Here is a 24727-nt window from a genome sequence, read left to right as displayed (position 1 = left end):
CCGAGGCGCTGCGACTCCCGCGACTGCGGAGGTGCCCGAGATGAACGACCGGCCCATCGCGGACTACGCCCTGCTCTCCGACTGTCACACCGGGGCACTCGTCAGCCGTCACGGGTCGGTCGACTGGCTGTGCATGCCGGACTTCGACTCCCCGTCCGTCCTGGGCCGGATCCTCGGCCCCCGGGCCGGCCATTGGCTGATCCGGGCGACCGGCCCCTCGCACCAGAGCCGGCGCTACCTGGAACGGACGATGGTTCTTGAGACGACGTTCAGCACTCCCACGGGCACGCTCACCGTCACGGACGCCCTTGCCACCGGGCGCAGCGAATCGGGACACGACCTCGGCCTGCACGCGCCCCATCTCCTCGTCAGGGTCGTGCGTTGCACCGAAGGCCGCGTCGCCTTCGAGACGGAATTCGCCCCGCGACCCGAGTACGGTCTGAACAGCCCCCGATTGGTGCCGGTCGAAGGGGGGCTGCACTGCCTCGGCGGGCCCGACACCCTCACCCTGTGCTCGCCGTACCCCCTTGAGACGACGGACGCGGCCCGGTGCTCCTCGGAACTGCGCGAAGGCCAGTACGCGGGCTTCGCCTTCCAGCACGTACCTGCCGACGGCCAACCCACCATGTGGTCCCAGGACGAGATCCTCACCCACTTGCAGGACACCGTCGACGCGTGGCGCGCCTGGTCGGGGCAGCACCAGACGTACGAGGGACCGTGGGCGGAACTGGTCCACCACAGCGGCCGCGTCCTGCAATCCCTCAGCTTCCAGCCGACCGGTGCCATCGTGGCCGCTCCGACCACCTCCCTGCCCGAGGAGACAGGTGGCGTCCGCAACTGGGACTACCGGTACGCCTGGGTCCGCGACGCCTCGTTCACCCTGGACGCCCTGTGGGTCGCGGCGTGCCCCTACGAGGCGGAGGAGTTCTTCCGTTGGCTGGCACGGGCTGCGGCCGGGGACCCGGAGCACCGCCCCGATCTCCAGATCATGTTCGGCATCCGCGGCGAACGTGACCTGAGCGAACGAGAACTGCCCCACCTGCCCGGCTGGCGGGACAGCCGTCCCGTCCGGATCGGCAACGGCGCCTGGGCCCAGCGCCAACTCGACGTCTACGGCGAACTGCTCGCCGCCTTCCACAAGTTGCGCCACCACCTGCACGACGCCGACGACAGCACCAGGGCCTTCCTCGCCGGGCTGGCCGACACGGCCGCGGTCCGCTGGCGCGAGAAGGACCAGGGCATTTGGGAGGTGCGCAGCGAACCGCAGCACTTCCTGTACTCCAAGCTCATGTGCTGGGTGGCCGTCGACCGGGCCTTGGACCTCGTCGACGAGTTGGGCGCACAGGAACGGGTCCCCGTCTGGCGCCGGGCCAGGGACGAGATACGCGCGGCCATCGAACAGGACGGGTGGAGCCCGTCGGCGGGCGCGTACACGCAGGCGTTCGGCTCCGACATCCTCGACGCGTCGGCCCTCATGATCGCGATCGTGGGGTTCGAGGCTGCCGACACACCCCGGATGCGGGCCACCATCGAGGCGGTCGAAGCCCGCCTGACCGGGCCGGACGGGATGGTCTACCGCTACCTCACAGCCGACGACGGTCTGCCCGGCGGCGAGGGAAACTTCCTGCTGTGCACATGTTGGCTGGCCCAGGCGCTCGCTCTGGCAGGTGACGTCGAGGGAGCCCGCACCGTATTCGAACGCGTGGCAGGCTGCATGAACGACGTGGGGCTCCTCGCCGAAGAGGTCGATCCGGTTTCCGGCGAACTCCTCGGCAACTTCCCTCAAGCCTTCAGCCACATCGGTCTCATCAACGCCGCCTGGGCCATCCACCAGGCGGAGCTCCGGACCGGGTGACGTCAGCCCCGGCACGGACGTGTCGGCGCTGATCGACGAGAGTGGCCGGGTCGTCGTCAGGGCCCACGACCTTGATGGCCGGCCCCGATGTCACCCGCCGCTGACCCCGTCACCCGCTCAGCGCCTCGCTCCCTCAGCGCCTCGCCCCCTCACCGTCCACCGTTCGGTGCCGCCCCTCCGACCAGGATCGCGCTCGCGACGACGTCGAAGAGGTGATCGGCGCGGGGCGCGAGCGAGGGTTGATCGCCCAGCCAGGCGAGCGCCGCCACCAGCGCGAACAAGTCGGCGCCGTCGATGTCGGTCCGCGCCGCGCCCGCCTCCTGGGCGCGGGTGAGGAGCCGCGCGCCGGCGGCGCGCAGCGTGACGCACGAGGCGTGGAGCGCGGACTCGGTGTCCTCGATGGCTGCTGCCATGAGCGCGACCGCGCCCCGGAATTCCGTGGTCCACGCAACGCAGTCGCGTACCCATGAGACGAGAGCGGCCTCGGGCGAGCCGGAGGCCGCCAGGGCGCCCGCCTTGGCGGTCAGCTCGTCGAAGCTCGTGCGGAGCAGGGCGTCGAGCAGTGCCTCGCGCGTCGGGAAGTGCCGCAGCAGCGTGGCGAGTCCGACGTCCGCCCTGCGCGCGATGTCGCGCATGGAGACGTCGACGCCCTGCTCGGTGATGGCGGCGCCCGCTACTGCGAGCAGGTGATCGCGGTTCTTCCTGGCGTCGGCGCGCATCGGCCCTCTTGACTAAGTGGTTCAGTGGTCCATATATTCGGATCAGTGGTCCACTTATGTGGATCGCTGATCCGTTAACCCTATCGCCCAGTACGAGCAGGATGAAACGATGGAACGAGCGGCGGCACGAACGACAGGACCCACGGCAGCACGAACAACGATGCGGGCGATCCGGCTCCACGAGCACGGCGGCCCTGAGGTTCTGCACCACGAGGAAGTGCCCATCCCCACGATCGGACCGGGTGAGGTGCTCGTCCGCGTGCACGCGGTCGGCGTCAACCCCCCGGACTGGTACCTGCGGGACGGGATGACCAATCTGCCTCCCGAGTTGAGACCGAAGTTCAGCCTGCCCGTGATCCCGGGGACGGACTTGTCTGGAGTCGTCGAGGCCGTCGCTCCGGACGTGGACGCCTTCGCCGTCGGCGATGAGGTCTTCGGCCTCCTCCGCTTCCCCGGCTTCGAAGGCAGCACCTATGCCGAGTACGTGGCCGCACCCGCTGCGGACCTCGCACTCAAGCCGGCCAACATCGATCACGTACACGCCGCCGGGGCGCCCATGGCCGGCCTCACCGCCTGGCAGTTCCTGATCGAGCTCGGACACGACCACCCCTCCCCCTTCCAAGCGGCGCAGCACCGTCCCGTACCGCTCGACACCGACAAGACGGTGCTCATCAACGGAGCCGCCGGCGGCGTGGGGCACTTCGCGCTACAGCTGGCGAAGTGGAAGGGCGCACGCGTCATCGTCGTGGCGTCGGGCAAGCACGAGGCGTTCCTGCGGGAGCTCGGCGCCGACGAGTTCATCGACTACACCAGGAGCCGCCCCGAGGAGCTCGTGCACGACGTGGACCTCGTGCTCGACGCCGTCGGCGGCCCCCACAGCAAGCGCTTCCTGCGCACCCTCAAGCGCGGAGGCTCGCAGTTCCCCGTCTTCTTCGGCGCCTTCGACGAGGAGGAGAACGCGAAGCTCGGTGTCACGGTCACGGGCACCCAGGTCCGCTCGAACGGCGAGCAGCTCGCCCAACTGGGACGCCTGCTCGACGCGGGCACGGTCCGCGTGGCGATCGACAGCACGTTCGCCCTCGCCGATGCCCGAGCGGCGCACGAACGCGCGTCTCAAGGGCACATCCAGGGCAAGATCGTGCTGACCGTCGCCCAGGAGCGACCCGTTTCGCCCTGATGGTGGCCGCGGGACCGTCCACCGTATCGGCGGGTGGCGGTGGGGGCTGTGACCTGCCTCCGGAGCCGGGCGGGGCGGGGCGGAGCGGGTGATCTTCGGGCCATACTGCTCATGCGAGCGCCGAGGTTGGCGCAGGTCAGCGAGGTCGCGTTTCCGTCCGCTGTCGCCGGTGCGGTGCCGGCGAAGGCGGACAGGCCTACAGGTGCCCCGGCCTCCCCGCTTCCGGGCGTCCCGGCGTCCGGCCCTCCCGGCGTCCCGGCGTCCCGGCGTCCCGGCGTCCCCGCGAACGACAACGCCTCATCGCGGGCTGTTCCCGCTCGCCCGGTACGCCGTCGTGTCGCGCGCCCGGGCTGTTCGCCCCGCCCCCGGTCCGTTCGGAGGACGCGGGCAGCGGGGCGGGGCGCGTTCCCTGGAAGGGCCGGTCACTCAGCGGCGGGATCGAGTACCTCCCCGCTTCCCGGCCCACCCCTTCCGGAAGGACCACCCGTGGAACTCACCCTGCTCGGCACCGCCGCCCCCGAGGGTCTGCCCCGGCCCGGCTGCCCCTGCGCGGGCTGCGCCACCTCCGTCGGCGCGCACGCCCGCGCCGCGACGGCGGTCCTGGTGGACGGGGTCCTGCTCCTCGACGCGACGCCGGACGCCGGCGCGGGTGCCGCCCGGGCCGGGCACGCACCGTCCGGGATCCGGCACGTACTGCCGGCCCGCCCCGCGGAGGACAGCCCGGCCGGAGCGCAGCTGCCCGGCCTGCCCCAGGCCGGCCGGGTGCCCGCCGGGCAGCAGCTGGTGGCGGCTTCCGGGCACCGGGTCCGGGCGGTCGCCGTCGACGTGCCCGGTACCGGCTACGCGGTGACCGGCCCCGACGGCACCCGCGCCCTGTACCTGCCGCCCGGCGCGGCCCCCGCCGAACCCACCGAACCCACGGAAGCTGCCGGACCCTCCGGACCCGCTGCCCCGCTCCCTGGCAACCGCAACGGCGACGGCGACGGCGACAGCGACGGGGAGGACGTGGACCGCCCGTACGACGTGGTCCTCGCCGACGTGCTGGGCCGCCCGGAGGCGCTGGCGCGGCTGCGGGCCTCCGGCGCGGTGGGCCCCGGTACCGACGTGATCGCGGTGCACCTGGACCACGACGACCCGCTCGGCGCCGAACTGGCCCGCCGCTGCGTGGCGGCCGGCGCCCGGGCCGTGCCGGACGGGACCGCCGTGCTCACCGGCCGGCCGGTACCGGCCCCGACCGTGCCGCGCCGGACCCTGGTGGTGGGCGGGACCCGCTCGGGCAAGTCCCTCCAGGCGGAGCGCCGCCTGGAGGCCCACCCGGACGTGGTGTACGCCGCCACCGGAGGCGGCCGCGACGGGAACCCGGACTGGGTGCACCGGGTGCACCTGCACCGGGAGCGGCGCCCCGCGCACTGGCGGACGGTGGAGACCCGCGACCTGATCCCGCTGCTCACCGAGGACGGTCCGCCGCTGCTGGTCGACTGCCTGGCGTCGTGGCTGGCCGACGCGATGGAACGGATCGACGCCGGGGACGACACGGCCTGGCTGGGCGGCGGGCAGCAGAAGCTGCGTGCCCAATCCGTCGAGTTGGCGGCCGCGGTACGGGCTGCCCGCCGACGGGTCGTGCTGGTCAGCAGCGAGGTGGGTTCCGGGGTCGAACCCGGCACCGTCCGGCAGCGTCGCTACCGCGACGAGCTTGGCTGGCTCAACGCGGCGGTGGCCGGTACCTGCGAGGAGGTGCTCCTCGTGGTCGCCGGCCAGGTCCTGCCCCTGAAGGGCTGAGCACCCGGCCCGGGTTCTCGCCCCGCCGGAGTCGCCGAAGTCGCCGGAGGGCCCGCCCGACCTTCGCCGTCGCGGATCGGGCGCCCCCCTCAGGGTGATCCGAACCGGGGACGCCGCGTCCGTTGCTTCACCGGAGCACGACCGTGACACCGCACCCTTCGAGGAGTTCCACGACCTCCTCGAAGTAGGGGAGCCCGTCCTTCAGGTCCTCCACGACGTCCGCCAGCGCGTGGCGCGCCACCTCGGAGTCGTGCCAGATCAAGGTGAAGGGCGGCACCACCCCGAATCCACCGGCCAGGCAGTCCTTGAAGGCGTGCCACTCCCGGCCGAAGTAGCGGCCGGGCCCGAGCAGGGCCTCGGCGATCGCACAGTGCAACCCCGGCACATCGGTGACGAACCGACCGTCCAGGTGGTGCTCACCCCCGGATCGGTCCGGTCGGGGCACGGGCACCCGCCAGGCGCGCGTGGTGAGTTCCAACCATTCGGCCCTGCCCCGCGAGTCGTACGGAGCCCACGCGTTCGGTTCGGCCGGTGGGCCCTGACACCACTTCTCCCAGACCGGGCGAACCGCCGGCAACGGCCGGTCGTCGCCACCGTCCCTGAGGATGATGTCCTCCAGCCCGTCGCCGAGCACGGACGGTCGTACGCCGTCGATCGCCAGGCGCACGACGCGGGAGGCCATCACGGCACCGTGCCGGTCCAGCATCAGGAGTTCGAACCTCTCCTGTGGCCACCGGCGCGGTTCCTGCGTCCCCACGAGCAGTGGCTCCGTCGCCTCGCAGCCGATCAGCTCCATCGGGACGGGGGCCGGGTCGTCCCTCGGCTCGAACAATTCGTCGACGGCGGAGCACCGCCCCATGCGTGCAGCGGACACCGTCGTTCCCGCGAAGAGCTCGATCCGCGAGGCCGCGGGCAGTTCGACGAGGTTCTCGTCCTCCTTGACGCCGGCTCCGAGCACGATGTCGTACAGGGCCGGGTCGGCGGCGTGGGGCTGATGGGCCACCACGACCGCGTCGACGAGGGTCCACCACTGCACGGGTTGCTCGTCGTCCCAGACCTCGACGCACACGTCGCCCAGACCGCGCAACGAGACGTCGGACTCGCCCAGGATGTCGATCAGGACGCCTTCGGGGAGGCATCCCCGAAGGGTCAGCACCTCCCGGGGCAACGGCGCCGGGTCGACGAACAGGCCCTCGACTCCCGCGCACCTCCCCCAGAGCTGCTCCACGCCGTCCTCGTCCTCCTGCACCACGAGGTACTTCACCGGGAATGCCCGGTCCCAGCTGACGTGATCCGCGATACGCACCCAACCCCCGAACATACGAGCAACCTTCACGCCCACGATACGGATCCCTTCACCCGGGCCGGAACGGCGGACGGGTGGACGGGTGGACCGGCGGACGGGTGGACGGGTGGACCGGCGGACCGCCGGCACCCCGGCGGAGTCCGATCGGGCGGAGGTCGGGGCGGGGCGGCGGCCGGGCAGCGGCCGGGCGGCGGCGCCCTCGTCGCGTGGGCTGTCGTAACAGCGCCGTCCACTCGGCTGCGGGGACCGGTCAGCCGATCGTCGGGGCGAGGTAGCGGCGCAGGGCTCGCTTCAGCTCGCGGACGACGGCTTCGCGCTCCGGGCCGTCTTCCGCCGCGACCACGAGCGGGATCATCGACTGGAAGATCTGGATGGCCACCCTTGCCGTCAAGGCCCGCTCCGGAAGCGGGAGTTCGGGTGCACGTGCGGCGATCAGCGCTTCCACCCGGGCCAGTAGGGCGGACTGGATCGGGCGGGCGGCATCCGTCAGCCCGGCGGGCATGTCGGGGCGGGCGAACAGTGCCTTGAAGCCCGGGTTGGCCACGTTGAACGCGATGATCGGGTCGACCATCCGATCGACCACCGTGTCGAGGGCGGTGTCGGTGTGGTGAGTCGTGTCGAACGCCTCCTGGTGGGCCGCGCGGAGCTGGGTGACGAACCGATCGGCGAGGGCCTGGGCGATCGCGGCCTTGTTCGCGAAGAACTGGTAGAGCGAACCCGGCGAGATCCCGGCCTCGGCGGCGATGGCGATCGTGGTGGCCTTCTCGTAGCCGGACCTGGCGAAGACGACCGCCGAGGCGTCGAGGATTTCGACCATCCGCCGTTCGCCGCGCGCCTGGCGCCTCTTCGGCACGGACGCCGTCCCATCAGCGTGAACCATCGACTGAACACCCCTCACATCTCGCCCTGTGGGCGCCCCTTGAAAACACGAATGAACATTCGTAATCTGCCACGGCGGTCAAACACGAATGACTATTCGCAAATTCTACCGACAGGGGAACCATGCTCGGCAGGTTCATCGCGGAGCGGGCACGGTTGATCGTGGCCCTCGGCATCGCCGTCGCGCTTCTCGCGGGCGCCATCGGCGCCGGCACCATCAACGCGCTCTCGCTCAACCGCTTCGAGGCACCGGGCTCCGAGTCGATGCGCGTACGCGAAGCGCTGGCCCGGGACCACCGGACCGGCAGCCCCAACCTGGCACTGCTGGTGACCGCCCGTCAGGGCCGCGTCGACGATCCGGCCCTGACCGGGGCGGGCGAGGCACTCACCCGGGAACTCGCCGCCCACCCCGGGGTGGGCGCGGCCTGGTCGTACTGGAGCGAGGGCGAACGGGAGACCCTGCGCAGCCGGGACGGCCGGCAGGCCCTGATCCTGGCCTGGGCCCCGGGGGACGCCAACCAGGTCAGACGTGACCTCCTGCCCGTCCTGACACCGGCCTTCACCCGCACCTCCGACGCCTTGACGGTGCGGGTCGGCGGCAGCGACGAGGTGTTCCGGCAGACCATGACGCAGGCCAGGCAGGACTTCCTGCGGGCCGAGCTGCTGGTCCTCCCGTTGGTCCTGCTGCTGCTCTGGTGGGTGTACCGACGGATCTCCCCCGCGCTGTTGACGGTCGGGATCGGGCTCTTCGCGGTATTCGGCTCGCTGGCGATGCTCCGGGGCGTGGTGGCGTTCACCGACGTGTCGACCTTCGCCGCCAACATCGCACTGGTGATGGGAATCGGACTCGGCGTCGACTACGGCCTGTTCGTGGTCTTCCGCTTCCGCGAGGAGCTGCGCGGCGGCCATGCCGTACCGGATGCGGTCGCCCGGACCGTGCGCGGTGCGGGCCGGACGGTGCTGTTCAGCGGCGGAACGGTGGCTGCCTCGCTGTCGGTGCTCCTCGTCTTCCCGTTCCCGTTCCTGAGGTCCTTCGCCTACGCGGGGGTCGCGGTGGTGCTGGCCGCCGTGACGGGAGCCACCGTGCTGCTTCCCGCCGCGCTGAGCCTGCTCGGACGCCGAGTGGAGCGGCGCGGGCCGGTGCCCGACGTCACCGAGGGTCCCTGGTACCGCGTCGCGCGGCGGGTGATGCGCCGGCCGTTCGTCTTCGGCGGAGCCGCGTTGGCCGTCCTGCTGCTGCTCGGCGCGCCGTTCCTGGGCGTGCGGTTCGGACTGCCGGACGACCGGGTACTGCCCACCTCCGCACCGGCCCGCCAGCTCTACGACCAGGTCCGCGCCGGCTTCCCCGTGGAGGAGGCCGACGCCATCCAACTGGTTGCCTCCGGGGCATCGCCCGAGACGGTCGCCCCCTACGCCGCCGCGCTCTCCCGGCTCCCCGGGGTGGCCCGGGTGGACTCCTCGGCGGGTTCCTACCGGGGCGGCTCCCGGAGCACCGATCACCCGGGCGGTCCCGACCACCTGGGCCAACGGCTGGTCGTCCTGCCCACCTCGGCCCGGCTGGCCGAGGACGCCACCGGCCTGGTCCGGGACGTGCGCGCGGTACCCGCGCCGTTCCCCGTCGAGGCGGGAGGATATCCGGCCGAACTCACCGACTACCGCGACGGCGTGACCTCCAAGCTCCCGCTGGTGGGCGGGCTGATCGTGTCGGTGACCTTCGTACTGCTCTTCCTGATGACCGGCAGCCTGATCGCCCCGCTGAAGGCGACCGTGCTCAACGTGCTGAGCCTGTCGGTGATGTTCGGGGTCCTGGTACTGGTGTTCCAGCAGGGCCACTTCTCCGACCTGCTCGGCTTCACCCCGACCGGCACGATCGAACCGAGCGTTCCGATCCTCATGTTCTGCATCGCCTACGGCCTGTCCATGGACTACGAGGTCTTCCTGCTCGCCCGGATCAAGGAGGAGTACGACCGCACCGGCGACGCCCTGGCCTCCGTCCCTCTGGGCATCGCCCGGAGCGCACCTTTGGTGACGGCGGCCGCCGCGATCCTGGCCGTTTCCTTCGCCACCTATGCGACCGGCCAGGTGGTCTTCCTCAAGCAACTCGGCGTCGGGATGGCCCTGGCGATCCTGGTGGACGCGACGCTGATCAGGGGCGTACTGCTGCCGGTACTGATGCGGCTGGCCGGACCGGCCAACTGGTGGGCCCCGATGCCACTGCGCCGCCTGCACCGCCGGATCGGGCTGCCGGGCTGACGGGCTGACGGCCTGGCGGCCTGGCGGCCTGGCGGCCTGGCGGGCAAGCGCGCTGACCGCCCGATCGTTTCGGAAAGTGGGGCACGTTCTCCGCCGTCTTCGGGGTGCGGTACGTCCTCGCTGGTCAGGGCCGGGGTGCTGCCGAAGGCGCGGGGTGCGGGGTGCGGGGATGGACGTCTCCGAATTGCGCGCGGTACCGGGCGTACGGGCCGCCGCGGTGCTGTCCCGGGCCCTGTCCGACCTGCTCGATCCCGCACCCGGCGAGGTGGAACGGCTCTCCCGGACCGAGAAGCCGGCCCGGTTGCTGGAGACGGGCCGTGACGTACCCGCCGAGCTGCGGGCCCGGCCCGCTGACCGTCCGCACGGCGCGCGCAGCCGCTCAGACCTCGTCGAAGGCCTGGTCCATCTCGTCGAGTTCGCGCTGGTTCAAGGCGGTGCGGAGGTCGAGGAGTTCCGCGGTCCATGCGGGGCTCCGCAGGGCGAGGATGCAGTGGAGGGTGGGGTGGACGGTCGCCTCGGCCCGGTATGCGGCGTTCTCGGTGTGCCGGAACGTCATGTGCAGCGTGCCCTCGGCCGCCTCGGTGACCGGCACGGTCGGATCCGGGGCCCAGTCGTGGCCGTGGCCGCCGTCGATGCCCCGATGGCGGGGCAGCAGCAGAGCCACGGGAGAGGTGAACGAGGGCGTGGAGGGGAGGCCGGAGCGCACCGTACCGTCGGGTGCGACGTGACGGGAGCCGCGCGGGGTGCTGACGGTCCGCCCGCCGTGGTCGACGTCCAGGATCCACCGGTCGGTCGCCAGGTACCGCAGGGTTCCCGTCTCGCCGATCTCCCCGTCCGCGAAGACCGTGCGGAACCCGCAGGCCGCCTGCGGTGGATCGGCCGCGAGCATCAACCGGAGCAGCGTGTCGTGGTCCATGGTTCCGCCTCGTCCGTCCCGGGCTCAGGTGTCGCCCTTCTTGAACTTGCACGTCGTTGTTTTGTAGCAGGTGGCCCGGTCGCTCTGGACCGATCCCGCCGTGGACACGGCGGTGCCGTCGATCCTCAGGTGGAGGTTCCAGGCGTCCCAGAAGTACCGCTTGCCGTCGTAGGGCAGGCGGTTGTGTCCGTTGCCGTTCTGCCCCTCGGTGCGGGTGTACGACTTCGCCGGGGTGGAGCTTCCGTAGAGCTGGTCCTCGTATCCGTACACGGTGTCGTCCGGCCACTGCGCGACGTCGCGGCGGATCCGCAGGTTGTAGGTGAGGGAGACCGGGTACGCCGACGACCACCGCATGTCCACCCTGCCCGAGTGGTGGTGCAGGCCGATCTTGAAGTTGAAGGAGATCGTGTACTTCCTCCGGTCCAGGAGGGCGACCACCGTCTCGGTGCTGTTCGCGTGGTGGTCGTCGACCCTTTCCGCCCTTTCCGCGGGTCGTTCCGAAGGTCCATCCACAGGTCGATCCACGGGTCGTTCCGAGGGTCGGGTGGCAGCCGACCGGGGCGCCGTCCCCACCGGTCGACACCGCGCGCGGGTCCGCGACCGTACGGACCTCCGCGGGCCCCAGAGATCCGTCGGAGCGCGCGGTGAGGAGGGTGAACGTCCCGCCCACGCAGGTCCAGTCCCGTTCCGGATGCTCGCGCTCCCCGTAGCGGGCGCAGGCCTCCGCCGGATCCGGATCGGTGAGCCGGGCCGGCGGTTTCAGCACGGTCGGCGGGGTCGCGGACACCGCGTCGGCCGGCGTGGTCGTGGCCGCTCCCAGGAGCACGGCGCACACGGTGGGAACCAGCAGGCGAAGACTCATGCCACGGTCATTCCGACACGGTCACGGATCCAGTCCCGCTGAAGGAGTGAACACCACCCTGCCGACCGCGGACGGACGTCCCCCCGGCGTTCGAGGTGGCACCCGGCTGTGCCGCGCCCCGGACTCCTGCGCCGGGGCCGGAGGATCCGGTCGGCAGCAGCATGATGGAACGAGCCGGCACCGCGTGGCGGCTCCCGAACCGGGGCGCCGCCGCCCACCTGCCCCACCTACCGCGTCCGCGGTACGGGCGGGCCTTCGCCCGAGAACCGGTGTCCGGACCGGGTCGGGTCCACGGCACCCTGTGGCAAGCCGACAGCGCGGTCCCCCTCGGCGGGCGCCTCCTGGCGGTCAAACCCTGGCCCGGCTTCCACGAGGGACGCCTGGACTGACGACCGCGCAGGAGGCTCCGGGCGATGCGCGGAGGCCGCGAAGCGCGATACCACCGTCCGCTCCGGCACGGCCGGTACTCGCCGCGCCACGGGCAAGTTGCCGCGGCCCGCGGCCCCCTGACCGACTCCTCGCCTGCTCGACGAGGGAACGGATCATTGGCGGCTCACCGTACGGGTCACGCCCGCGACGATCGTCGTCGCCAGGATCCAGCCGGTGATGATCAGGACGTACGACAACCATTGGTGCCAGCCGACAGGCGCGAAAGCCGACTCCTGGCCGAAGCTGATGATGGGCAGGAGCAGATCGAGGGTGTAGAAGACCGCGTTGAAGGCGGGTCCCTCGCCCGCCTTGGCGGGCCTGGGGTGATCCAGGCCGTACGCGATCGATCCGATGGCCATGAGCGACAGCAACCAGACGGCCGCTCTCGACGGGCGGAAGCCGTAGCCGACGATGCCGTCCTGGACGTGGCCCCACAGCCGTCCGTACCAGGTCAGCGTGGTGCGCCGGCGTCGCTGCTTGGCAAGTTGGACGAGTCGGGCCGCGTCGTCGTCACCGACGTGACGGTAGGCGGCCGTCAGTTGCTCGTAGCTGTAGGGCTCGTAGCGGTCGCCGTCCTTCTCCAGCATCGGAAGCCGCTTCGCCGCGGGCTCGTGCGGGGTGAGTACGGTGTAGGTGAGGTTGCTGATCTGCACCCGCTCCGGCAGCACCTTCGGTTCGACGTTCATGATCTCCATCCGGGAACGCCGCAGGTTCAGGGCACCCTCGATCCGATCGCCACCCAGCCAGAGTTCGCCGATGACACAACTGCTGGCCCGTAGCGCCGTGTCGCCCGGATGCGACAGCTGGGCGTCGAGCAGGTCGAGACGGCCCGATATGCGCGAGCCCCGGAGCTCGATCCCGCCCTGCGTGCGTACGCGCCGTGCACGGACATGGGCTCCCACGGTGAGGTTCTGTGCGTCCAGGGCGGTGCCGTCGGGCCGATGGAATTCTGCGTCCTGAACGTTGATCCGCCCGGCGATGGAAGCGCCCGTGAGTCGTACCTGCCCGTGCGCACGCATCTCCGGTGCCCACAGGTCGGCACCGATCACGGCCTGGTTGAGCTGCAGCACCGGCTCGGAGTCGTCCGGCGCCGTGAACTCCGCCGTCTCCATGAACAACGCCCCGGAGATCTGCGCCCCGCCGAGCCGCACCGGCCCCCGCATACGGCAACCTGTCATCCGCAGCACCCCGTCGACCCGCAAGGTCTCCGCGGCCAGCCCCGGCAGAACCGACTCGCCCAGGTCGAGCTCGCGCAGTTGGGCGCCGTACAGGTCGGGAGCGCCATCGAATCGGCAGTGGCTCAGCCGGATGGCGGCATCGATCGTGGCGTGCTTCAGGTCCAGTACGCCGGTGATCCGCGCCCCCGTGATCCTGAGCGCGGCGATCTCTCCCTCCTCCTGCGGGGCCTTGACGAGCAGTGCCCGCAGCACTTTCGCCCGTACGGTCCGCTCGGCGCCCCAGTCGTTGCCGAGCGCCGGATCCTCGTCCTCGGCGGCGCGAAAGTCCACGGGCCCGCCTCGCGGGTAGGCCCGCCATATTCGTGCTTCTGCCGACGTCAGATCGTCGATCTCGCTCACGTCGGCATTCCGACGCTTCGCGCGCGAGCTGTCACGTGCCGCCCAGAGAACGTCATTCCGTTCCAATCCCCCGCCCCGCCCGGCCAGTAGCCGAGCCGGTCCCCCAATTTACCAACTGCGAGTCCGTGAGGATCTTCAACAACTTCCCGAGCAGCATCGAGGACCTCGCCGCGCCGTCCTCGGTACGGGTCCTGCTGCGTGGCGTTGCGCGTGAGCGTCCTTGCGGAGCATCCGGTACAGCACGCACGGGCGGAGCGGCCCCTCGGGCACGCTCGGATCCGCGAAGTCGTCCGCCGGGTTCCGGGTCATGCCGATCCGGCGCATCACTGCCTGGGACCGGAGGTTGTTGACCGTCGTGGACGTAACGATCTCCGTCAGCCCGAGCTCCTCGAAACCGAAGGTCAGGCAGGCCAGAGCAGCCTCGGTGGCGTAACCACGGCCCCACGCCGAACGCGCCAACCGCCATACGCCCAGGTGTTCCCGGACTTCGGGATCGGCGTTCATCGCGGCCCATGGTTCGAGGTCGGCCTCCCGCCACGGTCGGAGCAGGAGGCGGTCGGTACGCAGTGCCGGCATGCCGACCGGCCAACGCCATCGGGTTCAGGGTGTCGAACGGATATGTCTGCTCCAGGCTTACGGAATAGGCACCGGGCTTCGTTCGTCCGGACGCGGCGCGGCGCGCCCTGCCTCTCCTCGCCCCGCCTCGCACCGAAGAATGGGCACCTCAAGAAGGAGCGTGCCCGGGCATTCCCTCATGCTCCAGCGGCACGGTTGAGTTCGGCGACCGGAAACGGTGTCCGCTTGCTCCCCGACAGCAGCCGGTGGTGGAACCCTTGCAGGACAACGGCGCCCCGGGCATGACGTTCGATGACTGCCGCGATCTCGGGCGCAACGCCATCGGGCCTTCGCCCGTCGATCCACTCCCGCAGGAAGGCGTCCGTATCCGTTCCACCCCGGAGGCGGTCGACGAGGTGGTGGTGGATCAGATGGCTCGCGGTGTAGTGACGGTCGTAGGCGAGATGGTCCGAGAGGAACTGCCTCTCGGCCGTCGAGAGCTCGAAACCAGCGCTCAGGGCCAGCCCGAAGTCCGCGAAGTAGATCAGTCGGCCATCGGTCAGGAGGTTGCGGAAGTGGGCATCGAAGTGCACGAGGCCGCGAGAGCTCATGAACGCCGTGCCCTGCGCCAAGCCGTCTTCCACCCACGAGTACGGGGAGCCGCTGCCGGTCACCGCGGTCTCCCGACGCTCGTGCAGCCACACGCCGAGCGTCTGCGGCACGTGCTCCAGGAAGAGCACCAGGCTGTGGGAGGACCGGCCGATGGCCTCCAGTCGCTCGCGTACGGCCGGTGAGCCGTCCCAGTGCGCGACCGCTCCGTCGATGCCCCCGAACTCATTCATGAAGTTCTCGGGAGGGGAGTCGGGCAGGACACGCCAGTGGTACATCAGCGGAAAGCCCGCGTACTCCTCGCCCAGGACCCAGTTGGTTGTCATGGTGTGTACGGCCAGCTCCCGCCAGGCACCGAAGCCGGCCGAGCCCACTCCGTACTGGTAGAACATCGGCAGACCGAAGAGGTTCGCCGTTGACCGCATGTTCTCCGGCCGGGTCTCGACGTCCGTCAGCGGAACCCTCTTGACGAAGACCCGCGTCCCGTCGATGTCCAACTCCGCGGACCTGCCGCCGATGCCGTCCCCGCCCGCCGAGGCGGACGACACGACCTCGCCGAGCCGCCTGTCGCTCAGCAGGGACAGGCGGGTGGCCATGCTCCCGTAGGCGGCAAGCCGCGCGGCGTACGCGGGGTCGGGGTGGCGCATCAACAGCTCCTCGGTGCCCAGAACCAGGGCGTCAGTGCCCCATACGAACACGATCGACCCCATCCGCCAAGGTCGAATCCGTTCTCACGAGCGGCCCTTCCGGGAGCAACGTTCGGGGCCGTGCTCACCCTCGCCCGCGAGGACAAGGCCCGCGCCCGTACTGCCGGCATGGACGCACGCACATCCGGCCAAAGAGTCCCTCCGAAGGCCGGCCCATGGCGGATATCGGATCTTCGCTTGTGCGGGTCGAACTGTCATGCGAGGTTCGTCGCAGTCGTAGCTGCACGCCCGCACGCCCGCCACGTACCCGCCAAGTACCAGGGCACGGGTTCCTTTCACCGTGACCACTCATCCGCCGCCACCGGGCTCAGAAGATCCGTGAACCGTTGGCGGTGGCGGTGGCGGCGGTGGCGGCGGCTTGCCGTCCGAACGGCTCTACAGGGCCGCCATCACGGGGTCACGTCCCTGTGTGCAGGCAGTACGTGCGTGCAAGGAGTAGTTGTGCCCTCATCCACTTCCGACACCTCCACCACCCCGGCCCTGTCCGCCCGGGGACTGCGCTACCGGGTAGCGGGTCGGACGCTGCTCGACGGGCTCTCCCTCGACGTTGCTCCCGGTACGAGCGTGGCCGTCACCGGGCCCAGCGGGTGCGGCAAGTCCACCCTGTTGAACTGCCTCGCGGGTATCACCCTGCCCACCGACGGGAAGGTCGTCATAGCGGGTCACGACGTCACCGCGGCCTCGGCCTCCGGGCGGGCCGCCCTGCGGCTGGCCCATGTCGGGATGGTCTACCAGTTCGGTGAGCTGCTGCCCGAACTCACCGCGTTGGAGAACGTGGCCCTCCCCGCTCTCATGTCCTCCACCCCGCCCGGGGAGGTGTACGCGCGTGCCGAGTCGCTGTTCGGCGAGCTGGGCCTCGCCGGTCTTCATGGTTCGCCCACCGGCACCCTGTCCGGAGGTGAGCGGCAGCGGGTGGCCGTGGCCAGAGCGCTCATCGGCTCTCCGACCCTCGTCCTGGCCGACGAACCGACCGGATCCTTGGACGGCAAGGCCGCTGATGCGGTGGCCGAGCTCCTCTTCGCCCTGCCGGCGGAGCGGCCGTGCGCGCTGGTGGTGGTCACCCACGCCCCGTCGGTGGCCGAGCGCGCGGACGTGGTGCTGACCTTGGTCGGCGGGAAGTTGGAAGGTGTTCGGTGAGGTCGAGGACCGGTTCCGGTACGCGTCTGCTGTGGGCCCTGGGGTTCCGCATGGCCCGTACCCGCGGCGGATCGACGCATCGGGCGGCGCTCACCATGGCGGCTCTGCTCGCGCTGACGACGGTGTGGGCCGTGGTGGCCGCCCATACCGTCCACGAGCGGCGCGATGCGCGCATGACCGCGCGCAACCCGGTCCCGGTGGCATCCGCCGCGGCCCAGGCCCGCTGGTGGGAGCGGCCCGACGAGGTGGGTGAGCGTGCCGTGTCCGTGGTCCACGTCAGGCCCCTGGCCGCCGGCATCGCGCCTCCGCCCGGGCTCCCGCGTTGGCCGCGCCCCGGGGAGGCGTACCTCTCCCCCGCCCTCGCCGAGGCGGCCCCCGACCGGTACGGGCAGCTAGCGGGCAGGATCTCGCCCGCGGGTCTCGCGGACGCCGTCGAGCTGGTGGCGTACGTCAACCCGGCGCTGGGCGGCTTCTTCGACGAGGTCGACGAACCCACCTCCTTCATCGGCGCGTTCGGCGCCCGCCAACACGACTCGTTCTTCGTCGCCTCCCACCAGTTCGACCGGGGGATCGCCGAGCTCGACCTGATCGTGGCACTGGTCGCGGGCCTGCCCGTGATGGCACTCGTGCTCGTGGCGGCCCGCAGCCGCTCGGAGGTACGTGAGCGGCGGCTGCTCCTCCTCGATGCGCTCGGCGTCCCGGTCCGGGGCAGGGCCGTGGTGGTGGCGGCGGAAGCGGCCCGGCCGCTCGGCTACGGGATCCTGGCCGCGTGCGCCGTGGCGGCGACCGTTTCGGTGACCTCCCTGACGCTGCCGTTCACCGGCTACCGCGTGTGGGCCGACGACCTTCGGGCGGCGCTCCGGTGGCTTCCCGTGTGCGCGCTGGGCACGTTCCTGGTCCTGCTCGCGCTGAGTGTGGCCGGCTGCCTCGTCCGCCGTCGGCGTGCCGGGTCGGCGCCCGCCCTCTCGGGCCCGGCCACCGGGGGCCGGTGGCCGGGCGTGGTCTTCGTCGGCGCCGTCGTCGTGGCCGCCTGGGGGTCGGAGTACCGGGGGACGGTGGGGAAGATCGGCTTCGTGGTCGGGGCGATGGCCGCCCTGAGCGTGCTTCCGTACGCGACCGCTCGCGTGGCCCGCGTCATCGGTGCCCGGCTGGCCCGTGGCGGTGGCCGACGCGGGGACGCGGCCATGATCGTCGCCGGCCGATGGCTCGCGGCCCGGCCGCAGGCCTTGGCCCGGCTCAGTGCCGCTCTCGTCGTCGGCCTCGGGATCGTGGTCATCGGGCAGGTGATCACCACTCAGTTCACCGTTCCCGCCGAGGCGGCCCGGTCCCGCTACCAGGCCGGGGACGACACGCTGATTCAGGTCAGGTCCCGCAACGTCCCCGCCACCGCCGAAGGGTTCGTCGCGGCCGTCGGCGCCGAGCGGGTACTGCGCTACTCCCCCGAGCCCGGTGGGGAGGGACTGCGGGTCACCGGTACCTGCGAAGCCCTGGCCGCGTTCGGAACCGTCACGCGGTGTCCCGTCGAGCCCGTGAGCCCGGAGAGTGTGTTCGCCGGACTGTCCGCGCTGGGACGGGAGGTGTTCGCCACGAGGGAGATGCTGCCCGGGCCGCCGGTCACGGTGTGCGCGTGTGCCGCCCCCGTCGAAGGGGAGGCGACGCTTTTCGGGTTCCTGGTGGTCAACCGTGACGGAGCGTCCGGTACGGAGGCGATCGAGCAGGCCGGCCACCGGCATCTGATCGGGCCGATGACGGCGCAGCCGGGGCAGGACTGGTATCTGGGATCGGCAGCCCAGGCGGCCCAGATCCGGTGGCTGCTGGACTTCGCGCTCCTCGGCATCGCCGCGCTGGCCGCCGCGGGCGCCCTCGGCGCCGCGGGGGTGTTCATCGAACAGTCCCAGGCCCTCGGCCCGCTGGCCGTCCATCAGACGGGACAGGGCTTCTACCGGCGGATCGCCCTGTTCAACCTCGCCCTGCCCCTGGGAGCCGTCGGGGTGGTCGGGTCGGGTGTGGCAGCCCTGCTGGGATCCCTGATGATCAACCTGGGCAAGGGGGGTTGGATGTCCGCCGCCCTGCTCGGTTCGGGGGTGGCGGTGGTCGCCGTGTGCGGTGTGGTCGTGGCCTGGTCGTGCGGACGCACCGCCTCCGCCCACGCCTCGTCCTGGACGCCACGAGCCGACTGACCGTCCGGGAGCACGGTGGTCCGCCGCCGGCCCGTGGGACGCGGACCTCGCGCCGGACGCTCGTGACGCCGGGGCGTCAGGTGGGCCGGACGGTGATCGTGCACAGGCGCTTGGTGGCCCGGGTCAGGGCCACGTACAAGTCCCTTTCCCCGCCCGGACGGGCCGCGACGATCTCCTCGGGGTTCAGGACGACCACCCCGTCGAATTCCAGGCCGCGCGCTTCGGACGCCGGCACGATGCGTGCGTGGTCGGAGATGCCCCGGGCCGTCAGCTCGCTCACCCTGGTGTCCGCGCAGAGCACCCCCAGAAGCTCGCCCGGGTGCGCGGCGCGCTGGGCGCGGAGTTCCTGAACGACGGCGGTGACCAACCCGTCCGGAGAGGTGGTCACGCTGCGGGGGCTCTCACCGTGGCGCAGTGAACGGGTGGGCTGCTGGTCCGGGGCGATCCGCGTGAGCAGGTCCCGTGCGCTCTCCAGGATCTCCTGCGTGGTGCGGTAACTCACGGTCAGGTCGTGCAGGTTGAACCGCGGCCCGACGTGGGGGCTCAGGGCCTCCTTCCAGTCGCGTGCCGTCGTGACCGGGCCCGCCTGGGCGAAGTCACCCACCAGCGTCATCGCCCGTGCCGGGCAGCGGCGGACGATCATCCGCCACTGCATGGCGGTCAGTTCCTGCGCCTCGTCGACGACGACGTGCCCGTACGTCCGCTCGGGAGGGCCGTCGACCAGGCTCGCAGCCTCGTCCAGCAACGGCACGTCGGCATCCGTCCACGGGGCGTCCGAACCGCGCAGCAGGAGGGACCGCTCTTCTGCGGTCAGGCGGGGCAGGTGCTCGGCGAGCGCGTCGGCGTTCGTCAGGAGCGCCTTCACGAGGTCACCGGGTACCAGCCGCGGCCACAACGCCTCGACGGCCCGGTCGACGCCGGCGGCGGCGGAGGAGGAGTGGTTGCCGTCGGTGTGGTCGTTGCTGTCGTCGCCATCGTCGTGGTCGTCGCTGTCGTCGTGGTCGTGGTCGTGGTCGTCGAGGAGGTCGGCTCGGATGGCGTCCACGTCCAGTTCGTGTGCCGGACCCGAGTCGGCCGCACCTTCGATGCGGCGCTGGGCGGCGCCCGTGAACCGGTCGAGGTTGATGCCCGTCGCCCTTTCGGTATCGGCGTCGATCTGCTCCAGGAGGTCGCCCATGTCCCGTTGCATCGCGTCGGTTACGGCGTCGACCAGGAGCTCTTTGAACACCCGGCGGGCGGGGTTGTGCCCGGGTACGGCTGCCACGGCGGCGTCGCGTGCCGCGGCGACCTGCTCGCCGGACAGGTGAACCGGTTCCCGTCCGACCCGCACGGTGAAGTCACCGGTCGGGGCCTGGTGGACGCGCAGCAGGCCGGCCAAGGCGTCGGCGAGTTCGGCACCGCCCTTGAGACGCGCCGTTTCGAACGGGTCCGCAGTCTCCGTGGACACGCCGGCCAGTTCCCGGCAGGTCGTCAGATCGACGTCGTTCTCGCCGAGAGAGGGAAGGACCTGGGAGATGTAGTCGAGGAACCGGGCGTTCGGGCCCACCACCAGGACACCCTCCTCCGCGGCGCGCGGGAACGCGTACAGGACGTAGGCCGCCCGGTGCAGGGCGACCACCGTCTTGCCGGTGCCGGGTCCGCCCTGCACCACGGTCACTCCTCGGTGGGCGGAGCGGACGATCTCGTCCTGCTCGGCCTGTAGCGTCGCGACGGCCGCGTGCATCCTGCCCGTACGCCGTGCCGAGAGGGCTTCGGTCAGCGGGCCGTCCCCCACGACGTCCTCGTCGGTCGGGGCGGTGCCGTCCAGGAGTTCGTCGCTCAGCGAGACGACCGTGCGCTCCTGGAGCCGCAGGTGCCGGCGCCGCCGCAATTCCATCGGGTGGACGGGGGTCGCCTCGTAGAACGGACGCGCCGCGTTCGCGCGCCAGTCCACGAGCAGGGGCAGGTCATCGTCGTCCGTGTGCAGTCCGATCCGTCCGATTCGCAGGGCCGTGCCATCGGTCCGGTCGATGCGCCCGAAGACCAGCCCCCTTTCGGCGCCCTCCAGCCGGTCGATCTCCTTGGCCAGACGCTCGGCGGCGGCCCCTCTCTCGTACGCCTCACCGGCGCTTTCCGGCAGGGCCTTCAGCACGGTCGCCCGGTTTGCTCGCGCCTCGGAAATCCGCTCGTCGAGCAACTCGTACAGGGAGGACACATAATCCCGCTCGGATGCAACCGCACGCACAACCACTTCATTCTTTTTGGGCAACAGGGGGCTCCTTCGATTCGAGCCACACCATACGGCCGGAGTTCCCTGAAGGTAAGTCTTGACTTACTTGGCCAGTCATGGCCCTGTGACTGAATGCATAAAGGTTGAACCGTCGTTCCGAATGCGGATACCGCCCCGGCGGCGCCCCGACGCCCGCCCGTCGGCAGGCCGGTCCTTGCACGAACCTGGGCCTCTCTTGGACCGGTAGCCGGCGTCACTCCGATCGAATTGGATGACGGCCGATGGAATGTTTTACCGACGTTCAGGATCGGATTCAACCGCCTATGGCAAGGGGTTATTGATCGAAGGAAACTTCCCCTGACCCAGCCGCCGGAGTCGGGGAGTTTCGTTTCTCGGGTTTCAGTCCCGAAGGGTGGCGATGGCCTTCTCGATTCGCCGCCGGCGCGTTTCGGGCTTCTTCGCGCTTTCGATGGCGCGCACGTGCTCGTGTTTGCGGCCGGGGGCAAGGTTGTCGTACGCGGCGCGGGCGACCGGGTCTTCGTCCAGGGCGCGGGCGAGGTCAGGGGGTTCGACGACTACGCGCGGCTCGGTGTCGAGTTCCAGCTCGACCTCGACCTCCTCGCCGATCGCGACACCCGCGGCCTGCCGGTTGGCGTTGCTGAGGCCGAGCAGGTGGCGGCCCCGCAGGATGGCGACGCGGCTCCTCCAGGAATGCCCGTTGACCGTGATGGTCACGGGCGGCCGCGCGCCCCCGCCGAGCGCTTCCACCACCTCGGGCGGAACGTCCAGGCCCCGCATGGGCTCGGGTGGCTCGACGTGGGACCGAAACTTCATGATCTTTCTCCTGTCGCCCTGGAGTGCTGGAGTACTGAAGTACTGAAGTACTGGAGTACTGGAGTACTGGAGTCCGTGGCTACTCGGCGTAGGGCTGGTCGGTTCCCTGGGCGCTGTGGCCGAGGCTCCAGACGTAGCCGTCCGGGTCGGCGAAGGTGCCGCCGTAGCCGCCCCACGGCAGAGCGCCGGCGGGCTTGAGGATCGTCGCACCGGCCTCGCGGGCCTCCGCCATGACCTCGTCGACCCGTGCCTCACTGCGGACGACGTACGTCAGAACCAGCCCGCTGAAGCCGCTGCCCTCCGGGTCCGTGCCCACCAGGTCGGCCAGGCCCTCGCGACCGTAGAAGCCGACCGGCGAGGCGCCGTCCGAGTCGAAGAACACCGAGATGCCGTAGTCGTTCCGGATCTTCCAGCCGAGTCCCTCTGTGTAGAACCGCTTGGCCCGGTCCATGTCCCGGACACCGAGGAGGATGGAACTGACGTGCGCCTTCATGTCGTACTCCTTGCACTGTGGATGCGACGAACGGATGGAGAGCGGGAGGGGTGGACCGATGGATGGGGCCGGTGGTCAGGACGGGGTGGGGGCGTGCGACGCGGCGGCCTCCCAGGCGAACCCGTCCGGGTCGGTGAAGACGCCGGCGGTGCTCCCGAGGACGATGCGGTGCGATCCGGTGCCGTCGGTGGGGACGCCGAGGTCCTTGGCGAGAGCGCGGCGCTTGTACAGCGCCAGCTTGACGGGGCCGGACTCACCGGCGGCGAACTCCACGTACTTGCCGCCGAAGCTCTTGGCCACGGTCAGACCCCGCTCGACGTAGAACTGCTTGGTGGCCTTCACGGACTCGACGCCGAGCAGCAGGACGATCTCGTCGACCTCGCGGGTGTCGGGGCCGGTGTCCTTCTTCGCCGAGGTCGCGATCTTCCAGATGGTCCCGTCCGGGGCCCGGACGACGCCGCCGTAACCCCACAGCGACTTCGTCGCGGGCTTCAGGACCGTGGCGCCGGCGTCCACGGCGGCGCCGAAGAAGCCGTCGACGGTGGCCGGCCCGGACACCGTGAGGCCCAGGGTGAAGCCGCGGAATCCCGTGGAGTGCGCCTCGGAGGCCCGCAGGCGGATGTGCGTGTCCACGCCGAAGGCGGTGTAGAAGCGCAGGGCGGCCTCGGGGTCGGCCACCTCAAGGGTGATGGACGCGAGGGACGTGTGGGCTGCGGTGGAAGCGGTGGTTGCCATGACCATCACGCTAGGGGCTCGGTGGCGGCCGGGGCTTCTCGATTCCTGACCGGTCTTGAGACCTGCTTCGCCACGCACGCCGGCATCCCCTGCACCCTGATCGCCGGCCCCGCCCCGCCGGCGATCGCCGCGGCATCGGCATGCTCGTCCGCAGTGGCCGACGTAGCCGCCGTGGCGGCCGCCCCAACCGCTGAATCCGCCGCGTCCGCCATGTCCGCCGCCTGACGTCGGAACGCCCCGGGCGGCATGCCGACCAGCTCCGTGAAGCGGGTGGTGAACGTTCCCAGTGACGCGCAGCCGACCGCGAAGCAGATCTCGGTGACGCTGAGGTCGCCCCGCCGCAGCAACGCCGTCGCCCGCTCGATGCGGCGCGTCATCAGGTACGAGTACGGGGACTCGCCGTAGGCGGCCCGGAACTGTCGACTCAGGTGCCCGGCGGACATGTTCGCATCACGGGCGAGCGCCTCCACGTTCAGCGGCTGCGCGTATTCCCTGTCGATCCGGTCGCGGACACGGCGCAGCCGCGCGAGATCGGCCAGGCGCTGCGCCTGGACGCGGGCACGCCGCAATTCGGGCTTGCACATGAGAACCCTCCCCTTCGTCGCTCGTCCGTCACTTCCGTCGACCCCACCAACGCCTTCGAGCTTCCGGGGTACCCGACTTGGCGGGTGCCCTGGACGCTCGGTGGTGGGTGATCGTGTGTGGTCGCGATGCCGACCCGCACGGCCGCATCGATACCCGTAGTGCTCAGCGGTTGTGCTCAGCGGTTGTGCTCAGCGCAATTCCTGGATGCGGATCAGGTTTCCCGCGGGGTCGCGGAACGCGCAGTCGCGGACGCCGTACGGCTGCTCGGTCGGCTCCTGGACGACCTCAGTGTCCCCGGCCTGCACCTTCTCGAACGTGGCGTTGAGGTCCGGGGTGGCCAGCAGGATCCAGCCGTAGGTGCCCTTGGCCATCATCTCGGTGATCGTCCGGCGCTCGTCCTCGGTGATGCCGGGATCGGCGGCGGGCGGCGTCAGAAGGATCGACGTGCCCGGCTGACCGGCCGGGCCGACCGTGATCCAGCGCATCCTGCCCTGTCCGACATCGCTGCGGACCTCGAAGCCGAGGACGTCGCGGTAGAAGGCGAGCGACGCGTCCGGGTCGTCGTGCGGAAGGGAGGTCGTGTGAATGGTGATGTCCATGATGAGCAGGCTAGAGGTGGCGCCGCGCACCGCGCTTCTCGATTCCTGATCGATTCGTACACGCTCAGAAATTCGTGGTGGAGCGGATGCTCCGTCAGTCGCCCGGCAGGGAACTGCCGGCACGCCCCTCATCGTGAGCACGACCCGTCCCGCCCCGGCTGCCGAGGGGCGCCGGGGCGGGAGACGGTGGGTGAGGGGGACGGGGGTGGTTGCTCCGCGTCCGGCGAGAGGGTCAATGGAGCTGGATGGCGTTCCAGTCCCAGTTCGCGTTGGCCGGGGTCGAGTAGCTGCTGGTGAAGGGCTGGATCAGACCGGCACTGTTGGCGAGGCCG

At 71.0% G+C, this 24727-nt stretch carries 21 protein-coding genes; 7 read left to right on the top strand and 14 right to left on the bottom strand.

Annotated features, from left to right (window positions below):
* The first annotated feature begins 40 nt into the window (after window positions 1-40).
* Window positions 41-1855, top strand: coding sequence for a glycoside hydrolase family 15 protein (locus tag ACFVS6_RS05475; protein ID WP_389700856.1), 1815 nt, complete (start codon window positions 41-43; stop codon window positions 1853-1855).
* A gap of 149 nt (window positions 1856-2004) precedes the next feature.
* Here ACFVS6_RS05475 and ACFVS6_RS05470 read toward each other — a convergent pair whose 3' ends face one another.
* Complete coding sequence (locus ACFVS6_RS05470; protein ID WP_389700854.1) at window positions 2005-2574, bottom strand: TetR/AcrR family transcriptional regulator; 570 nt, start codon at window positions 2572-2574, stop codon at window positions 2005-2007.
* A 160-nt stretch (window positions 2575-2734) separates the two neighbouring features.
* On the opposite strand from ACFVS6_RS05470, the gene ACFVS6_RS05465 reads away from it, so the two are divergent.
* Together ACFVS6_RS05465 and ACFVS6_RS05460 are read left to right on the top strand one after the other, a co-directional pair.
* Window positions 2735-3751 (top strand): NADP-dependent oxidoreductase, encoded by a 1017-nt coding sequence (locus ACFVS6_RS05465; RefSeq protein WP_389700853.1) that lies wholly within the window; start codon window positions 2735-2737, stop codon window positions 3749-3751.
* A 486-nt stretch (window positions 3752-4237) separates the two neighbouring features.
* Window positions 4238-5530 (top strand): bifunctional adenosylcobinamide kinase/adenosylcobinamide-phosphate guanylyltransferase, encoded by a 1293-nt coding sequence (locus ACFVS6_RS05460; RefSeq protein WP_389700852.1) that lies wholly within the window; start codon window positions 4238-4240, stop codon window positions 5528-5530.
* Between the two features lie 127 nt (window positions 5531-5657).
* Here the strand turns inward: ACFVS6_RS05460 and ACFVS6_RS05455 are convergent, their stop codons facing one another.
* On the bottom strand, window positions 5658-6836 hold the full coding sequence (locus tag ACFVS6_RS05455) for a barstar family protein (protein WP_389700851.1): 1179 nt from the start codon (window positions 6834-6836) through the stop codon (window positions 5658-5660).
* A 250-nt stretch (window positions 6837-7086) separates the two neighbouring features.
* A complete protein-coding gene (locus ACFVS6_RS05450; RefSeq protein WP_389700850.1) occupies window positions 7087-7689 on the bottom strand; it encodes a TetR family transcriptional regulator in 603 nt (200 codons plus the stop codon).
* 149 nt (window positions 7690-7838) lie between these two features.
* Here ACFVS6_RS05450 and ACFVS6_RS05445 point away from each other — a divergent pair, with 149 nt between their 5' ends.
* Window positions 7839-9968, top strand: coding sequence for an MMPL family transporter (locus tag ACFVS6_RS05445; protein ID WP_389700849.1), 2130 nt, complete (start codon window positions 7839-7841; stop codon window positions 9966-9968).
* A gap of 379 nt (window positions 9969-10347) precedes the next feature.
* On the opposite strand, the gene ACFVS6_RS05440 is transcribed toward ACFVS6_RS05445, so the two are convergent.
* Together ACFVS6_RS05440 and ACFVS6_RS05435 are read right to left on the bottom strand one after the other, a co-directional pair.
* The gene (locus ACFVS6_RS05440) at window positions 10348-10884 is read right to left on the bottom strand and encodes a hypothetical protein (protein ID WP_389700848.1); all 537 of its coding nucleotides are present in this window, start codon (window positions 10882-10884) and stop codon (window positions 10348-10350) included.
* Window positions 10885-10908: 24 nt separating this feature from the next.
* Window positions 10909-11397 (bottom strand): hypothetical protein, encoded by a 489-nt coding sequence (locus tag ACFVS6_RS05435; RefSeq protein WP_389700846.1) that lies wholly within the window; start codon window positions 11395-11397, stop codon window positions 10909-10911.
* Between the two features lie 510 nt (window positions 11398-11907).
* Here ACFVS6_RS05435 and ACFVS6_RS05430 point away from each other — a divergent pair.
* Window positions 11908-12135, top strand: coding sequence for a hypothetical protein (locus tag ACFVS6_RS05430; protein WP_389700845.1), 228 nt, complete (start codon window positions 11908-11910; stop codon window positions 12133-12135).
* 153 nt (window positions 12136-12288) lie between these two features.
* Here ACFVS6_RS05430 and ACFVS6_RS05425 read toward each other — a convergent pair whose 3' ends face one another.
* The 3 genes from ACFVS6_RS05425 to ACFVS6_RS05415 form a co-directional block, all read right to left on the bottom strand.
* Window positions 12289-13752, bottom strand: coding sequence for a membrane-associated oxidoreductase (locus ACFVS6_RS05425; protein WP_389700844.1), 1464 nt, complete (start codon window positions 13750-13752; stop codon window positions 12289-12291).
* A 135-nt stretch (window positions 13753-13887) separates the two neighbouring features.
* A complete protein-coding gene (locus ACFVS6_RS05420) occupies window positions 13888-14328 on the bottom strand; it encodes a GNAT family N-acetyltransferase (RefSeq protein WP_389700842.1) in 441 nt (146 codons plus the stop codon).
* A gap of 176 nt (window positions 14329-14504) precedes the next feature.
* Complete coding sequence (locus tag ACFVS6_RS05415) at window positions 14505-15563, bottom strand: protein kinase family protein (protein WP_389701132.1); 1059 nt, start codon at window positions 15561-15563, stop codon at window positions 14505-14507.
* 501 nt (window positions 15564-16064) lie between these two features.
* Here ACFVS6_RS05415 and ACFVS6_RS05410 point away from each other — a divergent pair.
* Together ACFVS6_RS05410 and ACFVS6_RS05405 are read left to right on the top strand one after the other, a co-directional pair.
* Entirely contained in the window at window positions 16065-16760 is a 696-nt protein-coding gene (locus tag ACFVS6_RS05410) for an ABC transporter ATP-binding protein (RefSeq protein WP_389700840.1), read from the top strand.
* A 50-nt stretch (window positions 16761-16810) separates the two neighbouring features.
* Window positions 16811-18940: a hypothetical protein gene (locus tag ACFVS6_RS05405; RefSeq protein WP_389700838.1), complete on the top strand. Its 2130-nt coding sequence runs from the start codon at window positions 16811-16813 to the stop codon at window positions 18938-18940.
* A 76-nt stretch (window positions 18941-19016) separates the two neighbouring features.
* Here ACFVS6_RS05405 and ACFVS6_RS05400 read toward each other — a convergent pair whose 3' ends face one another.
* The 6 genes from ACFVS6_RS05400 to ACFVS6_RS05375 all read right to left on the bottom strand — a co-directional run bounded on the left by ACFVS6_RS05400 (window position 19017) and on the right by ACFVS6_RS05375 (window position 24395).
* The gene (locus ACFVS6_RS05400; protein ID WP_389700836.1) at window positions 19017-21134 is read right to left on the bottom strand and encodes a HelD family protein; all 2118 of its coding nucleotides are present in this window, start codon (window positions 21132-21134) and stop codon (window positions 19017-19019) included.
* 414 nt (window positions 21135-21548) lie between these two features.
* Window positions 21549-21983, bottom strand: coding sequence for a YdeI/OmpD-associated family protein (locus tag ACFVS6_RS05395; protein ID WP_389700835.1), 435 nt, complete (start codon window positions 21981-21983; stop codon window positions 21549-21551).
* Between the two features lie 79 nt (window positions 21984-22062).
* On the bottom strand, window positions 22063-22476 hold the full coding sequence (locus ACFVS6_RS05390; RefSeq protein ID WP_389700833.1) for a VOC family protein: 414 nt from the start codon (window positions 22474-22476) through the stop codon (window positions 22063-22065).
* 75 nt (window positions 22477-22551) lie between these two features.
* Window positions 22552-23217 (bottom strand): glyoxalase, encoded by a 666-nt coding sequence (locus ACFVS6_RS05385; protein WP_389700831.1) that lies wholly within the window; start codon window positions 23215-23217, stop codon window positions 22552-22554.
* A complete protein-coding gene (locus ACFVS6_RS05380; protein WP_389700829.1) occupies window positions 23217-23795 on the bottom strand; it encodes a helix-turn-helix transcriptional regulator in 579 nt (192 codons plus the stop codon). Before ACFVS6_RS05380 ends, ACFVS6_RS05385 begins: the two co-directional genes overlap by 1 nt.
* 189 nt (window positions 23796-23984) lie before the next feature.
* Entirely contained in the window at window positions 23985-24395 is a 411-nt protein-coding gene (locus ACFVS6_RS05375; RefSeq protein ID WP_389700827.1) for a VOC family protein, read from the bottom strand.
* Window positions 24396-24727 lie beyond the last annotated feature (332 nt).

The sequence above is a fragment of the Streptomyces sp. NPDC057939 genome (genome assembly GCF_042887545.1).
Taxonomy (GTDB): domain Bacteria; phylum Actinomycetota; class Actinomycetes; order Streptomycetales; family Streptomycetaceae; genus Streptomyces.
Note: the sequence above shows the minus strand (reverse complement) of the source record. Positions and strands in the feature narration are given on the sequence as shown.

What these genes read in the sequence shown, in the direction of transcription:
- ACFVS6_RS05475 (WP_389700856.1), top strand. Translation starts at nt 41, where the DNA reads ATGAACGACCGGCCCATCGCGGACTACGCCCTGCTCTCCGACTGTCAC.
- ACFVS6_RS05470 (WP_389700854.1), bottom strand. Translation starts at nt 2,574, where the DNA reads ATGCGCGCCGACGCCAGGAAGAACCGCGATCACCTGCTCGCAGTAGCG.
- ACFVS6_RS05465 (WP_389700853.1), top strand. Translation starts at nt 2,735, where the DNA reads ATGCGGGCGATCCGGCTCCACGAGCACGGCGGCCCTGAGGTTCTGCAC.
- ACFVS6_RS05445 (WP_389700849.1), top strand. Translation starts at nt 7,839, where the DNA reads ATGCTCGGCAGGTTCATCGCGGAGCGGGCACGGTTGATCGTGGCCCTC.
- ACFVS6_RS05440 (WP_389700848.1), bottom strand. Translation starts at nt 10,884, where the DNA reads ATGGACCACGACACGCTGCTCCGGTTGATGCTCGCGGCCGATCCACCG.
- ACFVS6_RS05430 (WP_389700845.1), top strand. Translation starts at nt 11,908, where the DNA reads ATGATGGAACGAGCCGGCACCGCGTGGCGGCTCCCGAACCGGGGCGCC.
- ACFVS6_RS05420 (WP_389700842.1), bottom strand. Translation starts at nt 14,328, where the DNA reads ATGCCGGCACTGCGTACCGACCGCCTCCTGCTCCGACCGTGGCGGGAG.
- ACFVS6_RS05415 (WP_389701132.1), bottom strand. Translation starts at nt 15,563, where the DNA reads ATGCGCCACCCCGACCCCGCGTACGCCGCGCGGCTTGCCGCCTACGGG.
- ACFVS6_RS05405 (WP_389700838.1), top strand. Translation starts at nt 16,811, where the DNA reads ATGGCCCGTACCCGCGGCGGATCGACGCATCGGGCGGCGCTCACCATG.
- ACFVS6_RS05395 (WP_389700835.1), bottom strand. Translation starts at nt 21,983, where the DNA reads ATGAAGTTTCGGTCCCACGTCGAGCCACCCGAGCCCATGCGGGGCCTG.
- ACFVS6_RS05390 (WP_389700833.1), bottom strand. Translation starts at nt 22,476, where the DNA reads ATGAAGGCGCACGTCAGTTCCATCCTCCTCGGTGTCCGGGACATGGAC.
- ACFVS6_RS05385 (WP_389700831.1), bottom strand. Translation starts at nt 23,217, where the DNA reads ATGGTCATGGCAACCACCGCTTCCACCGCAGCCCACACGTCCCTCGCG.
- ACFVS6_RS05380 (WP_389700829.1), bottom strand. Translation starts at nt 23,795, where the DNA reads ATGTGCAAGCCCGAATTGCGGCGTGCCCGCGTCCAGGCGCAGCGCCTG.
- ACFVS6_RS05375 (WP_389700827.1), bottom strand. Translation starts at nt 24,395, where the DNA reads ATGGACATCACCATTCACACGACCTCCCTTCCGCACGACGACCCGGAC.